This window comes from Sphaerotilus sulfidivorans, assembly GCF_013426975.1.
Taxonomy (GTDB): Bacteria; Pseudomonadota; Gammaproteobacteria; order Burkholderiales; family Burkholderiaceae_C; genus Sphaerotilus; species Sphaerotilus sulfidivorans.
The window spans coordinates 1-15,183 of record NZ_JACCPY010000036.1 but is presented as its reverse complement, the minus strand read 5'-3'; the positions used below and the strand labels follow the sequence as shown (position 1 = coordinate 15,183).

General features: G+C 69.2%; 14 protein-coding genes. 9 read left to right on the top strand and 5 right to left on the bottom strand.

Annotated features, from left to right (window positions below):
- Window positions 1-73: 73 nt before the first annotated feature.
- The 4 genes from HZU84_RS16785 to trxA all read right to left on the bottom strand — a co-directional run bounded on the left by HZU84_RS16785 (window position 74) and on the right by trxA (window position 2,320).
- Window positions 74-331, bottom strand: coding sequence for a type B 50S ribosomal protein L31 (locus tag HZU84_RS16785; RefSeq protein WP_149503281.1), 258 nt, complete (start codon window positions 329-331; stop codon window positions 74-76).
- A 130-nt stretch (window positions 332-461) separates the two neighbouring features.
- Window positions 462-1,724 carry a transcription termination factor Rho gene (rho, locus tag HZU84_RS16780; RefSeq protein ID WP_149503282.1) on the bottom strand — a complete coding sequence of 421 codons (1,263 nt, stop codon included), beginning with the start codon at window positions 1,722-1,724 and terminating at the stop codon, window positions 462-464.
- Window positions 1,725-1,741: 17 nt separating this feature from the next.
- Window positions 1,742-1,954 (bottom strand): hypothetical protein, encoded by a 213-nt coding sequence (locus HZU84_RS16775; RefSeq protein ID WP_149503283.1) that lies wholly within the window; start codon window positions 1,952-1,954, stop codon window positions 1,742-1,744.
- A 36-nt stretch (window positions 1,955-1,990) separates the two neighbouring features.
- Window positions 1,991-2,320: a thioredoxin TrxA gene (gene trxA, locus HZU84_RS16770; RefSeq protein WP_149503284.1), complete on the bottom strand. Its 330-nt coding sequence runs from the start codon at window positions 2,318-2,320 to the stop codon at window positions 1,991-1,993.
- 198 nt (window positions 2,321-2,518) lie between these two features.
- On the opposite strand from trxA, the gene HZU84_RS16765 reads away from it, so the two are divergent.
- The 9 genes from HZU84_RS16765 (at window position 2,519) to HZU84_RS16725 (ending at window position 14,517) form a co-directional block, all read left to right on the top strand.
- Window positions 2,519-4,228 (top strand): HDOD domain-containing protein, encoded by a 1,710-nt coding sequence (locus HZU84_RS16765; RefSeq protein ID WP_180693017.1) that lies wholly within the window; start codon window positions 2,519-2,521, stop codon window positions 4,226-4,228.
- Window positions 4,229-4,241: 13 nt separating this feature from the next.
- A complete protein-coding gene (locus HZU84_RS16760; RefSeq protein WP_149503286.1) occupies window positions 4,242-5,075 on the top strand; it encodes a TatD family hydrolase in 834 nt (277 codons plus the stop codon).
- Window positions 5,072-5,590 carry a DNA-deoxyinosine glycosylase gene (locus HZU84_RS16755; protein WP_149503287.1) on the top strand — a complete coding sequence of 173 codons (519 nt, stop codon included), beginning with the start codon at window positions 5,072-5,074 and terminating at the stop codon, window positions 5,588-5,590. The genes HZU84_RS16760 and HZU84_RS16755 overlap by 4 nt, the downstream gene beginning before the upstream one ends.
- On the top strand, window positions 5,587-6,423 hold the full coding sequence (locus HZU84_RS16750) for a spermine/spermidine synthase domain-containing protein (RefSeq protein WP_149503288.1): 837 nt from the start codon (window positions 5,587-5,589) through the stop codon (window positions 6,421-6,423). Before HZU84_RS16755 ends, HZU84_RS16750 begins: the two co-directional genes overlap by 4 nt.
- A complete protein-coding gene (locus HZU84_RS16745) occupies window positions 6,420-8,276 on the top strand; it encodes a GspE/PulE family protein (RefSeq protein ID WP_149503289.1) in 1,857 nt (618 codons plus the stop codon). The genes HZU84_RS16750 and HZU84_RS16745 overlap by 4 nt, the downstream gene beginning before the upstream one ends.
- A 247-nt stretch (window positions 8,277-8,523) precedes the next feature.
- Entirely contained in the window at window positions 8,524-10,614 is a 2,091-nt protein-coding gene (locus HZU84_RS16740) for a carbohydrate-binding protein (protein ID WP_149503290.1), read from the top strand.
- Window positions 10,615-10,797: 183 nt separating this feature from the next.
- Window positions 10,798-11,268, top strand: coding sequence for a tripartite tricarboxylate transporter TctB family protein (locus HZU84_RS16735; protein ID WP_149503291.1), 471 nt, complete (start codon window positions 10,798-10,800; stop codon window positions 11,266-11,268).
- Between the two features lie 19 nt (window positions 11,269-11,287).
- On the top strand, window positions 11,288-12,802 hold the full coding sequence (locus HZU84_RS16730; protein ID WP_149503292.1) for a tripartite tricarboxylate transporter permease: 1,515 nt from the start codon (window positions 11,288-11,290) through the stop codon (window positions 12,800-12,802).
- 95 nt (window positions 12,803-12,897) lie between these two features.
- A complete protein-coding gene (locus HZU84_RS16725) occupies window positions 12,898-14,517 on the top strand; it encodes an MFS transporter (protein WP_257644630.1) in 1,620 nt (539 codons plus the stop codon).
- A 7-nt stretch (window positions 14,518-14,524) separates the two neighbouring features.
- On the opposite strand, the gene HZU84_RS21220 is transcribed toward HZU84_RS16725, so the two are convergent.
- Window positions 14,525-14,905: a phage integrase N-terminal SAM-like domain-containing protein gene (locus HZU84_RS21220; protein ID WP_180693016.1), complete on the bottom strand. Its 381-nt coding sequence runs from the start codon at window positions 14,903-14,905 to the stop codon at window positions 14,525-14,527.
- Window positions 14,906-15,183: the final 278 nt, after the last annotated feature.

The window sequence follows — 15,183 nt, the reverse complement described above, 5'->3', positions numbered from 1 at the left end:
GCGGGCTGCCTTCGTGGCGCGCACCCTCGGTGGATGGGTGCGCATCGATTCCGGTGGCCCGGAGATCGAGCGATCAGCGCTTGATGCCGACCTTGAACTTGTTGCGGAACTTCTCGACGCGACCGCCCAGGTTGTCGACGCTCTTTTGCTGGCCGGTGTAGAACGGGTGCGTCTCGCTGGTGGTTTCCAGCTTGAACAGCGGCAGCTCGCGGCCGTCTTCCAGCGTGATCTTTTCCTTGGTCGGAGCGCAGGAACGCGTCACGAACTGGAAGCCGTTGGACAGGTCGACGAAGCAGACGTCGCGGTAGTTCGGGTGGATGCCGTCTTTCATGGGGATGCTCGCTGTGGTGCCGGGAGCCACCGCCCGCACCATGCGTAGCAGCACTTTCCGACAGCGGAAAAACCTCGATTATAGCCCGTGCAGGCCCTGCACGGGAAGGGTGCGCATCAGTGCGGGGGCTTCAGCCGCCGCGGCGCATCATGTCGAAGAAGTCGAGGTTGCTCTTCGTGGCCTTCATCTTGTTGAGGATGAACTCCATCGCCTCGATCTCGTCCATCGGGTAGAGCAGCTTGCGAAGGATCCAGGTCTTCTGCAGGATCTCGGCCTTCAGCAGCAGCTCCTCGCGCCGCGTGCCCGACTTGTTCAGCAGGATCGACGGGTAGACGCGCTTCTCGGCCATGCGGCGGTCCAGATGGATCTCGCAGTTGCCGGTGCCCTTGAATTCCTCGTAGATCACCTCGTCCATGCGGCTGCCGGTGTCGACCAGCGCGGTGCCGATGATGGTGAGCGAGCCGCCTTCCTCGACATTGCGCGCTGCGCCGAAGAAGCGCTTGGGGCGCTGCAGCGCGCCCGCGTCGACGCCGCCGGTCAGCACCTTGCCCGAGGAGGGCAGCACATTGTTGTAGGCGCGCGCCAGGCGGGTGATCGAGTCCAGCAGGATGATCACGTCCTTGCGCAGCTCGACCAGGCGCTTGGCGCGCTCGATCACCATCTCGGCGACCTGCACGTGGCGGGCGGCCGGCTCGTCGAAGGTCGAGCTGATGACCTCGCCGCGCACGGTGCGCTGCATCTCGGTCACTTCCTCGGGGCGCTCGTCGACCAGCAGCACGATCAGGTGCACGTCCGGGTTGTTGGCCACCAGCGCGTGGGCCAGGTGCTGCATCATCACCGTCTTGCCGCTCTTCGGCGGCGCGACCAGCAGCGCGCGCTGGCCTTTGCCGATCGGCGCGATCAGGTCGATGATGCGGCTGGTGATGTTCTCTTCGCCGCGGATGTCACGCTCGAGCCTGAACTGTTCCTTGGGGAACAGCGGGGTCAGGTTCTCGAACATGATCTTGTTCTTCGATTCCTCCGGCGTCAGGTTGTTGACGCGGTCGACCTTGACCAGCGCGAAGTAGCGCTCGCCGTCCTTCGGCACGCGCACCTCGCCCTCGATCATGTCGCCGGTGTGGAGGTTGAAGCGGCGGATCTGGCTGGGCGACAGGTAGATGTCGTCGGTCGACGCCAGGAAGCTGGTGTCGGGCGAGCGCAGGAAGCCGAAGCCGTCGGGCAGCACTTCGAGCACGCCGTCGCCGAAGATCTGCTCGCCCTGCTTGGCGCGCTTCTTCATGATCGCGAACATCAGCTCCTGCTTGCGCAGGCGGCTGGCGTTCTCGATCTCGAGCGTCTCCGCCATCCGGACGAGCGCCGAGATGTGTTGAGCCTTGAGTTCGGAAAGGTGCATAGGGTCGGGCCCTGAAATCAGGCCTTGCCGGTGCCAGCCGGACAGGCCGAAGGGGTCGGACTCCCTGTCTCGCAAGCCTGCTGGTTCTCGCTGCTGCGCTGCGCGTGGCAGCTCTGCACCTGTGGAATCAGGAAAATGCGGGAGGAGGGAGCCGACGCTGCGCGCTCCAGCATCTGCGTCAGGAGCTGCAAATCCGGCTGGAACAACCGGCGCGCAGTGGCATTCGTCATGGCTGCAGCGGCGGGCGCCGCTGCAGGTGAGACGAATTATAGGTTGGACTTGATGAAATCGGTCAACTGCGCCTTGTTCAGCGCGCCGACCTTGGTGGCGGCCAGGTCGCCGCCCTTGAAGATCATCAGCGTCGGAATGCCGCGGATGCCGAAACGCGCCGGCACGTCGCGGTTCTCGTCGACGTTCATCTTGGCGACGACGAGCTGGCCGTTGAATTCGGCCGCCACCGCGTCGAGCACCGGAGCGATCGCCTTGCAGGGGCCGCACCACTCGGCCCAGTAGTCCACCAGCACCGGCTTGTCGGACTGGAGCACCTCGGCTTCGAAGGTGGCGTCAGAGATGTGTTTGATGAGATCGCTGCTCATGAAGATTCCGTCGCAGATGACAGGAGGTGACAGGGGAAAAGACGGCTGTGATTTTGGCATGAACCAGCCGATACCCGTGGCAGGCCTGCCGGAGTCCGCTTCGGCGCCGTGGTTCGCGCGCCAGTCCCGATGCCCGGGGGCGTGAATCCGGCCTGTCCCGCCGAGGCATCGATCAGGAATCAGGAAAAGAACACCGACATGAACCAGGACGTCTCCGCCGCCGTGCCTGCCGCCGCACCTGCCACTGCCGTGCGCAGCTTCGGCCCCTACACCCTGATCCGCCTGATCGGCAGCAGCTCGCTGACGATCGCGTGGCTGGCCCGCGACACCCGCAGCGATCAGCCGGTGCGGCTGCTGGCCGCGCGTCAGCCGGTCAATTCGCAGGCGGTGCGCGAGCGCTGCGTCGAGGAGGCCCGCAAGGCCTCGCAGCTCAATCACCCGCGGCTGCTGCCGGCCCACGAGGTCGGCTGCGTCGACCGGTTTCCCTATGTGACCACGCTGTGTGATCCGGAGCATCTGCCTGCGCGCATCGAGGACACTTTTGCGCCGCCCGCGCTGCGCTCGCTGGTCCGCAATGGCTGCGAGCTGCTCGAAGGTCTGGCCTATGCGCACGAGGCGAGCATTCCGCATGGCGATCTCGGTCTGCACACCCTGGCCTTCGACACGCATGACAAGGTTTCGCTGTGGGGCCTGGGTCTGGGCGTCGCGATCGCCGGGGCGCGGCCGCAGGGCATTCCGAGCGCCGGTGGTCTGGGCGGCGGGCTGCTCGGGCGCGAGATCGCGGGGGCATGCCTGCTGATCCAGCACTGGATCCAGGGCACACCGCCGCATGGTGAGGCCGACATGCCCGCGCTGCTGGATCGCTGGCCCACCAGCAAGCTGAGCCTGCCTCAGGAGCTGCCGATGCCGATCGCCGATTCGCTGCGGCTGATGCTGGACCGGGCGGTCGAGACCAATCCGCAGCGGCGCTTCATCCATGCCCGCAGCTTTCATCGTGCGCTCAGTGGCTGGCACTACACCGAATACCCGGAGGACGGCGGCTTCGATGCGATGCTGCAGGCCCAGCTGCGCCGCAACGGCCACCTGCCGGCCACCGAAGGCCTGCGCGAGCGGGTGGCCCATATCGCCGGCATGGACAAGGGCCGGCTCGACGAGATGGTGGAGCTGCTGCGCCAGGACCTGGCGCTGACGCTGTCGATGCTGCGCGCCGCCAATGCCAGCGAGATGGCGGCCGCCGGCGAGGAGGGCGCGGCGGTCACCAGCGTCAAGCGGGCCATGGCTCTGCTGGGCACCGACGGGCTGCGCCGGGTCAGCAATGGCCAGCAGGCCTGGCCGGGCACCGCCAAGCCGCATCATGCGGCCCAGCTGGCCCAGGCGATCGACCGTGCCCATCTGGCCGGCTATCTGGCGGCCGAGGTCGCGCCCGGCGGCACGGATGCGGAGGGCGCGGCGCTGGCCGGCATCTTCCAGAACTTCGGCCAGATCCTGGGCCTCTACCATTTCCCCGACGAGGTGGCGCAGATCCAGCGTCTGGTCATATCGAGCAAGGGCACCGACAAGCCGATCACGCCGGAACTGGCGGCCCAGTCGGTGCTCGGGGTCGATCTGCAGGCGATGGCGATCGCCTTCATGCGCCTGTGGGGACTGGCCGAGCCGTTGCGCCATCTGGTGCGGCCGCTGAGCGAGGATGCGGTGGTGCGCATGCCCGAAAGCCTCGAGGCCTGGTCGCGGCTGACTGGCAGCTTCGCCAACGGGGTGCTGCGCATCACCGATCTGCCGCAGCCGGAGCAGCCGGCGGCACTGGCCGCGCTGGTGGGGCGCTACCATTCGACGCTCGGCCTCGACGAAGGCCAGGTGCGCGGCGCGATGCGTCGTGCCCGCGAGAAGCTCTCGCGCCACATGCGCTGACCCTGCCGGGCTGATGCCACTCTGGATCGACACCCACTGCCACCTCGACGCCCCCGAGTTCGACGCCGACCGCGATGCGGTGCTGGCGCGCGCGCACTCAAGGGGCGTCTCCTGCCTGGTGCTGCCGGCGGTCACCGCCGAGCATTTCGAGCCGCTGCGGCGTCTGGCCGAGCGCACCGGCCAGCCCTATGCGCTGGGCCTGCATCCGCTGTGGACCGGCGCAGCCGAGCCCGAGGCCTCGCTGGCGCGGCTGGACGCGATGCTGGCGGCCACGCGGGACGATCCTCGCCGGGTGGCGGTGGGCGAGATCGGCATCGACGGCTTCGAGCCCGGCCTGGACGCAGCGCGCCAGCGCCATTTCCTGGCTGAGCAGCTGAAGCTGGCGCGTCGGCATGATTTGCCCGTCATCCTGCATGTGCGCCGCTCGGCCGATGCGGTGCTGGCGCTGCTGCGGCGCCATCCGGTGCGCGGCGGCATCGCACATGCGTTCAACGGCAGCGAGCAGCAGGCGCGCGCCTTCGTCGATCTGGGCCTGAAGCTGGGCTTCGGCGGCGCGATGACCTTCGAGCGCGCGCTGCAGATCCGCCGCTTGGCCGCGACGCTGCCGGCCGAGGCGATTGTGCTCGAGACGGACGCGCCCGACATTCCGCCGCACTGGCTCTACCGCACCGCCGCCGAGCGCGCGGCCGGCGCGAGCAGCCGCAACGAGCCCGCCGAGCTGCCGCGCATCGCCGGAACGCTGGCGGCGCTGCGCGGCTGGAGCCTGGAGGAGACGGCCGAGATCACCCGCGCCAATGCCTGCGCCGCGCTGCCGGGGCTGGCGGCGCTGATCGGAGCGGCGCCATGAGCGCTGCCGATGCGCCCGGGGATCTGCCGCTGGCCGGCTTCGGGCCGGTCGTGGGGCCGCGCACCCGGCTGATGGTGCTGGGCAGCTTTCCCGGCGTGGCCTCGCTGGCGCAGCAGCAGTACTACGCCCACCCGCGCAACCAGTTCTGGCCGATCCTGTCGGCGCTGTGGGGGCTCGACCTGCGGGCCCTGCCGTATCCCGCGCGGCTGGAGGTGCTGCGCGAGCGCGGGCTGGGGCTGTGGGATGTCTATGCGCGGGTGCGCCGCGAGGGCAGCCTGGACAGCGCGATCGAGGCCGCCGAGCTCAACGACCTGGCCGGCCTGCGCCGCATCGCGCCGGGGCTGGAGGCGGTGGCGCACAACGGCGCGGAGTCGGCACGCACGATGCGCCGGCTGCAGGCGCTGGGTTTCGCGGTGCATCGCCTGCCCTCGACCAGCCCGGCCAACGCCGGCTGGTCCTTCGATCGCAAGCTCGCGGCCTGGCGGGAAACATTCGCGCGCTACGATCTGGCATGACTTCCGCTTCCCGTTCCCGCCGCCGCGACGGCGAGCTGCCTTCCGCGACGATTTCCGAGTTCGATGGCGTGCGCTACCTGCACCTGGGCGACACGCCGTGGGTGCAGGGCGCGATGCGGCTGCGCAAGCCGCGCTCGCTCGAGCTCGACTATGTACAGCGCATGATGGCCTGGCTGCTGCTGCGCGATCCGGCCGCGCTCGACGACACCCGCGTGGTGCAGCTCGGTCTGGGCGCAGCGGCGCTGACGCGCTTCTGCCACGGCGAGCTGGGACTGCGCACCACCGCGGTCGAACTCAACGCGCAGGTGGTGGCGGCGTGCCGGCAGTGGTTCCGGCTGCCGGCCGACGACGAGCGCCTGTCGGTGCGGATCGCCGACGCCGGCGCCTGGGTGCAGGATGCGGCCCACCACGGCAGCGCCGAGGTGCTGAGCGTCGACCTCTACGACCACGAGGCGGCCGCGCCGGTGCTCGACGACGACGAGTTCTACCGCGGCTGCCACGAGGTGCTGACGGAGGGCGGCGTGATGACGGTCAACCTGTTCGGCCGCAACGCCAGCTTCTCGCGCAGCGCGCGCCGCATCGAGGCGGCCTTCGCTGCGTCGGGCGGCACGGTGCGCATGCTCGCGCCCACGCCCGAGGGCAACACCATCGTGCTGGCGCTGCGTGCCGGCACCTTTCCCGACGAGGCGGTGCTGCGCGAGCGCGCCGCGGCCGTCACCGCACGCTGCGGCCTGAAGGCGGTGCGCTGGCTGGGGCTGATCCAGCCGCTGCCGCCGGTGCGCGCGCCCCGCAAGGCCCGGGCTGCGGCGTCGGTGGCGGAGCCGTCCGAATGAGCGGCCCGGCGCGGGTGCCGCCACCGGCGGCGACGGCGCGTCGAGCGGTGCCCGCCGCCACCGAGCCGGGCGGGCCGCTGAGTTGGCGCCCGATGCTGGGCTGGCTGGTCGAGGACGGCCGGGTGCGCCCGGACGAGGCGGTGCAGCTCGCGCAGCGCCTCGGTGCGGGCGACAGCGCCCAGCATCCGCTGGTGCGCCTGGCCGGCGCCAGCCTGGTCGATGCCCGCGACGGCCGTGCGCTCGACCTGGAGGCGCTGACGCGCTGGCTGGCGCAGCGCGCCGGGCTGCCCTACCTGCGCATCGATCCGCTGAAGGTCGATGTCGCACGGGTCACCGAGGTGATGTCCGCCGGCTATGCCGAGCGGCGCCGGGTGCTGCCGGTGCAGGTCGGCGCCAAGGAGGTGGTGATCGCCACCGCCGAGCCCTTCGTTACCGACTGGGTCGACGAGATCGCCCGCCACACCCGGCGCACCGTGCGCCGGGTGGTCTGCAGCCCGCTGGAGCTGGCGCGCTACACGGCCGAGTTCTACCAGCTCGCCCGCTCGGTCAAGGCGGCGCGCAAGACCGGCGAGGCCAGTCTGGGCGGCGTCAACTTCGAGCAGCTGGTCGAGCTGGGCAAGCACCGCCAGCTCGACGCCAACGACCAGGGCGTGGTGCAGCTGGTCGACTGGCTGTGGACCTACGCCTTCGAGCAGCGCGCCAGCGACATCCACCTCGAGCCCCGGCGCGAGCAGTGCCTGATCCGGCTGCGCATCGACGGCGTGCTGCACACCGCCTACCAGCTGCCGCAAAGCGTGATGGCCGCGGTGACCGCGCGCATCAAGCTGCTCGCGCGCATGGACGTGATCGAGCGCCGCCGGCCCCAGGACGGCCGCATCAAGACCCGCAGCCCGCGCGGCGACGAGATCGAGATGCGCCTGTCGACGCTGCCCACCGCCTTCGGCGAGAAGCTGGTGATGCGCATCTTCGACCCCGAAACCGCGGTGCAGCCGGTCGAGGCACTGGGCTTCGGCGAGGCGGACGCCGCGCGCTGGCAGCGCCTGGTCGCGCAGCCGCATGGCATCGTGCTGGTCACCGGCCCGACCGGTTCGGGCAAGACCACCACGCTCTACGCCACGCTGCGCGCGCTGGCCACCGACGAGGTCAACATCTGCACCATCGAGGACCCGATCGAGATGATCGAGCCGGCCTTCAATCAGACGCAGGTGCACTCGGCGGTCGAGCTCGACTTCGCCAGCGGCCTGCGCACGCTGATGCGCCAGGACCCGGACATCATCATGGTCGGCGAGATTCGCGACCTGGCCACCGCCGAGATGGCGGTGCAGGCGGCGCTGACCGGCCACCTGGTGTTCTCGACGCTGCACACCAACGATGCCGCCAGCGCGGTGACCCGGCTGCTCGACCTGGGCGTGCCGGCCTACCTGATCGGCGCGACGCTCTCGGGCGTGCTGGCGCAGCGCCTGGTGCGCCGGCTCTGTCCTGACTGCCGCGCACCCGACGAGACGCTGACCCTGCACACCCTGCAGGAGGCGCTGGGCCGGCTGCCGCTGCTCGAGCCCGACGAGGTGCCGCAGCCGATGCGCCCGGTCGGCTGCCCGGCCTGCCGCCAGACTGGCTACCGCGGCCGGCTCGGCCTGTTCGAGCTGCTCGAGGTCGACGCGGCGGTGCGCGAGCATCTGCAGGCCGAACCCGACCTGAAACGGCTGCGCCAGGCCGCGCTGGCCGGTGGCCTGCAGCCGCTGCGCCGCGCCGGCCTGCGCCTGGTCGCGCAGGGCCAGACCACGCTGGACGAGGTGCTGCGCTCGACGCCGGCGTGGGAGGAGGGTGTCCGCTCCGCCCCTGCCGCAAGGTGAGTGCCGCTTGCTCCGGCGTCGAATAATCCCGGTTCTTTGCAGATTTTCAGGGTCGGAAGGCCTTGTCTTGCGCTGAGTCAGGCGGGTGCAGGCCGAAAGTGAAAAAACGCAAACCATGCGTGCACAAACTTCACTTCATCGCCGTGCCGGGGCCTGTCTGCTGGCCTTGGGTCTTGTTTCCTGTGGTGGCGGCGACGGCCCGCCTGTCGCCACGATCGATGCCTCGACGCCTGATGCGCGAGCTGCGGTGGCGGTTCCCTCCCGCGTCGATGTCGACAGCAGCTGGCCCTATCTGGGCATCGGCATCAATGCCCTGAACTACTACAGCGGCGCCTTCGCGACCGCCGACGTGGTGCGCGAGAGCCAGTTCCGCACGCCCCAGTGGGGCGATGCACCGGTCGATGCCGACGGCGCGCCGACGCGCGACGCGCTGATGATCTTCACCTCGACCCGCATGGGGCCGGGCACCTACAAGCTGATCTTCAAGGGGCAGGCGGTGCTGGGTGTCTCCGGCACGCCGGCCGATGGCTCGGACCAGCGTCCCTTCATCCAGAACGCGGTCTACACCGCGTCGACCAACACCACCACCGCCGATGTGGTGATCCCGGTGGCGATCCGCGACAACGCCTGGCTCACCTTCGGCAGCACCCGCCGCACGGCCAGCTCTGCGCTCGACACCGGCGTGACCGAGGTCCGGCTCTGGCGTCCGGGCTATCCGACCGATGGATCGGTGCTGTTCACGAACGAATTCCTGACCGCGATGAAGAAGTTCCATGTCATTCGTGGCATGGACTTCGTCGCGGCCAACAGCAATGCCGACATCACCTGGGCCAGCCGGACCAACGCCCGGCACATCGGCGCCGTGGCCACGGGCAAGGGGCAGCCCTGGGAACTGCTGGTGCAGCTGGCCAATGCCACCGGCAACGATCTGTGGATCAATGTGCCGACCCGCGCCGACGATGCCTACCTGACCCGGCTGGCCCAGCTGCTGCGCTACGGCTCCGACGGGGTCAATCCGTACACCTCGGCCCGCGCCAATCCGGTCTGGCCGCCGCTCAGGACAGGCCTGAAGGTCTATGTGGAGCTGGGCAACGAGCTGTGGAACTGGAGCCCGGGCTTTTTCGGCTACGGCTGGTCGCTGGGGCTGGCCGATGCCGCACGAAAGACGCGCGCCCACCCGATCAACCATGATGGTGCGGTCGACGCGACCTCCCAGGACGGTCTCTACACGGCCCACCGCCGCTGGATTGCCTGGCGCTCCTCGCAGGTCAGCCTGGCGTTCCGCAAGATCTATGGCGATGCGGCGATGATGAGCACGGTCCGGCCGATCCTGGCCACCCAGGTGGCCGATGGCAATGCCTACATGAGCGAGGCGCTGCGCTGGGCCGAGGGCTACTACAGCATGATGCGCACCGTCAATGGCAGGACGGTGCGCATCATCAGTTCGGTGGCACCTCGCAAGGTCAGCGAGCTGTGGTGGGGCGGCGGCGGGGCGGCCTACTACGAGTCCTCGGCCGAGCCGACCGATCCTGCCGATCCGGCACAGATGACGGCCTTCTTCGAAGGCTTGCCCGGACCGCAGTTCGCCACGCGCACGGCGATCGATGCGACCTGGATGCGCGGCTATGGCCTGAAGTCGGTCGCCTACGAGGGCGGGCCCGCTCCTGGCGGCAGTCCGCTGGGCTCGGCGAGCTGGCCGGGATCGGTGTCTGCGGCCTACAACGCCGATCCGCGCATGCTGGAGCGCATGCATGCCGCCCATCAGGTCTACCAGGCGCAGGGGGGACAGATGCTGAACTACTACGTCTACAGCGGTGCCGGCCCGTGGGACTTCGTCAACGGTCTGCCGGGGGCCACCAGCACGGTGTCGGACACCGATACCGTCAAGCTGCAGGCCATCGACGCGATCCGTCTGACACGCAAGAACGGTGCGACGCTGGGCGCGACGGTTCCGGGCACGGTATGGCTGCAGGATCCGCAGCTCTTCCGTCAGCTCTACGGCGGGGCGAGCGGCTCCTGGGGCTATGACGGCCAGGCGATCCGCTTCGGACCCGGCACCCGGGGAGCCGCCTTTGCCGAGTCGATCCTGCTTCCGGTGCGCACCGCTGCGGCCGGCACCTACCGGTTTTCCCTGCGAACCTACGATGCGTCGGCCGGTGCGCAGGTGGAGATGCTGATCAATGGCCAGACCGCGGGCACCTGGACGCTGCCTGCGAGCACCTCGGGTCAGCCGGTGGCCAGCAGCACGCTGAGCGCCGCTCTGCCGGCAGGCCTCAGCGTGGTGCGTCTGCGTTCGCTCAACAGCGCCATCTGGATCCGCGATCTGGTCGTGCAGTGAGCGAGTGGGTCGGGGCGGATCGTGCCCCGACCTGCATGCCGGGAAAAACAGGCGCAGCTCCTGCCATTCGAGGGTTTTCCCGCATCATTTGCCAGCATCCTGCTAAGTGGTCCCCACAGCTGCACGTCATCAGCCGCTTTCTAGAATCGCGGCATCCTGTTTTCCGACATTCGAGGAGATGACGTGCAAATCAAGAGCCAGAAGGATTTCTGGTCGGGGCTGATGTTCATCGGGGTGGGGGTCGCATTCGCGGTCGGTTCGCTCGAGTACAGCTTCGGCAATTCGGCCCGTCCGGGGCCTGCCTATTTCCCCTTCGGACTGGGGGTGCTGATGGCCGTCCTGGGCGCGATGGTGCTGTTCGGCGCGCTGGGCAAGTCCGGTGGCGACGGCGATCCGGTGGGCGCGTTCGCCTGGCGGCCGCTGTTCATCATTCTGGGCTCGGTGGCGCTCTTCGGCTTCCTGCTGCCGCGCCTGGGCATGCTGATCACGCTGCCGCTGCTGGTGCTGATCTCCTCGACTGCGAGCGAGGAGTTCTCCATCAAGGGCGCGCTGATCAATGCCGCGGTGCTGACCGTGGCTTCGTGGGCTGTCTTCTCGAAGGGCCTGAACCTGACCATCCCGCTGCTGCCGACGATCTTCGGCGCCGGCGCCTGACCCGCGGGAGGCGATTCGCATGGACCTGATCAACAACCTGGCGCTCGGCCTGGAAACGGCCGTCACCTTTCAGAACCTGTTCTACGCGCTGATGGGCGCGATCCTGGGCACGCTGATCGGCGTGCTGCCCGGCCTCGGCCCGGTGGCGACGATCGCGATGCTGCTGCCGTCGATCTACGCGCTGGACGCCACGCCGGCGCTGATCATGCTCGCCGGCATCTACTACGGTGCGCAGTACGGCGGCTCGACCACCGCGATCCTGATCAACGTGCCCGGCGAGGCCTCGTCGGTGGTGACCTCGCTCGACGGCTACCAGATGGCGCGCAAGGGTCGCGCCGGCCCGGCGCTGGCCGCGGCCGGTCTGGGCTCCTTCTTCGCCGGCTGCGTGGGCACGCTGGTGATCGCCGCCTTCGCGCCGCCGCTGACCGAGCTGGCCTTCCAGTTCGGCCCGGCAGAGTACTTCTCGCTGATGGTGCTGGGCCTGATCGGTGCGGTGGTGCTGGCCTCGGGCTCGCTGGTCAAGGCGATCGCGATGATCATCCTGGGCCTGCTGATCGGCCAGATCAACACCGACGTGATCTCGGGCGTGCCGCGCTTCAGCTTCGACATTCCTGAGCTGACCGACGGCATCGGCTTCGTGACCATCGCGATGGGCGTGTTCGGCTTCGGCGAGATCATCTCCAACCTGGGCCGTCCGGCCGAGCAGCGCGAGGTGTTCACCAAGGAGGTCAAGGGCCTGATGCCGACCCGGCAAGACGTGCGCGACGCCTTCCCCGCGGTGCTGCGCGGCACCGCGCTGGGCTCGCTGCTGGGTGTGCTGCCGGGTGGCGGTGCGCTGCTGTCGTCCTTCGCGGCCTACACCATCGAGAAGAAGGTGAAGATGCGTCCGGGCGAAGTGCCTTTCGGCCAGGGCAACATCCGCGGCGTCGCCGGTCCGGAGTCGGCCAACAACGCCGGTTCGCAGACCTCCTTCATCCCGATGCTGACGCTGGGCATTCCGCCCAACGCGGTGATGGCGCTGATGGTGGGCGCGATGACCATCAAGGGCATCCAGCCGGGTCCGCAGGTCATGACCAGCAACCCCGAGCTGTTCTGGGGCCTGATCGCCTCGATGTGGGTCGGCAACCTGATCCTGGTGGTCCTGAACCTGCCGATGATCGGCATCTGGATCAAGCTGCTGACCGTGCCTTACCGCTTCCTGTTCCCGGCCATCCTGACCTTCTGCTGCATCGGCCTGTACACGCTGAACAACAACAACTTCGATGTGTACATGGCGGTGATCTTCGGCCTGATCGGCTACATCTTCTACAAGCTGAACTGCGAGCCGGCGCCGCTGCTGCTGGGCTTCATCCTCGGCCCGATGATGGAAGAGAACCTGCGCCGCGCGCTGCTGCTGTCGCGTGGCGACTGGACCACCTTCATGAGCCGCCCGCTGTCGGCCGGCCTGCTGATCGCGGCGCTGCTGATGATCGTGGTGGTGATGCTGCCCTCGATCCGCAACAAGCGCGAGGAAGCCTTCCAGGACGCGGACTGACACGGCGCATTCTGCCCCGAGCGCATTCCTGCCAAGGCCCCACCCCCCGGTGGGGCCTTTTTCATTTCCATGATGATGGGTCGGATGGACGGACGATGCCTGTGACCTTGAAGACGATGCTTGATCCCGAGCGCCTGCCGCAGGCGCTGCAGCCGCTGCGCCTGCCGGTGTTCCGGATGCTCTGGCTGGCCTGGCTGGCGGCCAACCTGACGATGTGGATGAACGATGTCGCAGCCGCCTGGCTGATGACGCAGCTCACCGACAGCGCGGTGATGGTGGCCCTGGTCTCGGCGGCGTCCACGCTGCCGGTCTTCCTGCTGGGCCTGCCCAGCGGGGCGCTGGCCGACATCGTCGACCGGCGGCGCTGGTTCGCCTCCACCCAGCTGTGGGTGGCGCTGGTGGCGCTGCTGCTGGCGCTGCTGGCGCTGGCCGACGGCATCACGCCGCATCTGCTGCTGCTGCTGACCTTCGCCAACGGCATCGGGCTGGCGGCGCGCTGGCCGGTGTTCGCGGCGATCGTGCCGGAGATCGTGCCGGCGGCCTCGCTGTCGGGGGCGCTGGCGCTGCAGGCGATGGCGATGAATCTCTCGCGCATTCTCGGTCCGATCGTGGCCGGCGCGGTGCTGGCGGCCTCGGGCAGCGCGGCGGTGTTCGTGCTCAATGCGGTGCTGTCGCTGCTGGCCTTCGTGCAGATCCTGCGCTGGAAGAGCAGCCCGCGCATCAGCGCGCTGCCGGGCGAGCGCTTCGTCGGCGCGATGCGGGTGGGCGTGCAGCATGTGGCGCAGAACCCGCGCATGCGCGCGGTGCTGCTGCGGGTGTTCGTGTTCTTCTTCCTGAGCACCGCGCTGACCGCGATGCTGCCGCTGGTGGCGCGCCGGCTTGGCGGCGGGGCCGGGGGCTTCACGCTGCTGATGGCCTGCATGGGCAGCGGCGCGATGACGGCGGTGCTGGCGCTGCCGCGCCTGCGCGAGCGCCACAGCCGCGACCGCATCGTCGGCATCGGCTCGCTGATCGTGGCGGTGATGACGCTGGTGGTAGCGCTGGCGCCCTGGCTGTGGCTGGCGGCGCTGGGCATGGCGCTGGCCGGCATGGCCTGGATCGCCACCGCCAACACGCTGACGATGTCAGCGCAGCTGGCGCTGCCCAACTGGGTGCGCGCGCGCGGCATGTCGACCTACCAGATGGCGCTGATGGGCGGCTCGGCCGCCGGGGCGGCGACCTGGGGGCATCTGGCGGGCTGGACCTCGGTGCCGACCGCGCTGATCGTGTCGGCGCTCTGCGGTCCGCTGGTGCTGCTGGCGGTGCGCCGCTTCGCGGTCTCCGGCCAGGAGGCGGACCTGCGCCCGGCGCTGCCCGCCTCGCCGCCCAATCCGGCCACCGACATCGGCCCGGACGAGGGCCCGGTCATGGTCACCGTCGAGTACCTGATCGATCCGGCGCGCGCCGCCGAATTCGCCGAGGTGATGCGGCTGACGCGGCGCGCGCGGCTGCGCCAGGGGGCGCTGTCGTGGGGGCTGTTCCGGGATACCGAGCGGCCGGGGCGGTATGTCGAGTATTTCGTCGATGAGACCTGGGTCGAGCACCTGCGCCGGCTGGAGCGCTTCACGGCCGACGACGTGCAGCTGCGCGGGCGGCGGCTGGCGTTTCACCTGGGGGCGGAGGCGCCGAAGGTGCGGCGGTATGTGGGGGAGGCGCTGGAAGGGGTGGGGCGGTGATTCAGGCTCAGGCCGCCAGCAGCGCATCCAGCGGTGTTTCGACGCCGGATTGTTGCGCGGCCCGGTCGGCAGCACGGCGGCCACCTCGTCGATCGTGAGCACCGAAGGAATCCGGCGCGGGGCCGTGGGTCGCGCCATCTCGTTCATCCAGGGCAAATCGACGCCGATCACCTCGCGATAGAGGAACAGCAGTGCCGACAGCGCCTGTTTCCTTGGGATGGCGCACGCCGTGGAATCGGATGTAGGCGCGGCTCCAGGACAGGTAGGCCTCCTCGGTCTTCAGGCTGTAGTGCAGGTACCGGATGCGCTCGCGCAGCTGGTCCAGCAGGCGCTTCGACTGCAGCGGCGGGCGGTCGGCCGACGTGCTGCGGCGAGGTGGGTGGTTCATGCGGGCAGTCTGGCGTGGTGGGGGCCGGCGTGCTTTGATAGACGAAAAACATGCTGGCGGCTATGCTGATCGGCCATGTGCAGGCGGCCTGACTGGCTGTGCTCGGTGCAGGGTTTCACGGTCCATTTAGGGAGAGGTTATGCGTCAAGCTGGCTCTGTTGCACAAATCCACGAGCAGACGCCCTGACCCCAACCCCGGACGGACTCATGCCACGGCACCCACCGGCACGGTCTGCGGCCGGCCGATCTGACTGAAGCGGTTGAGCACGGCCACGCGC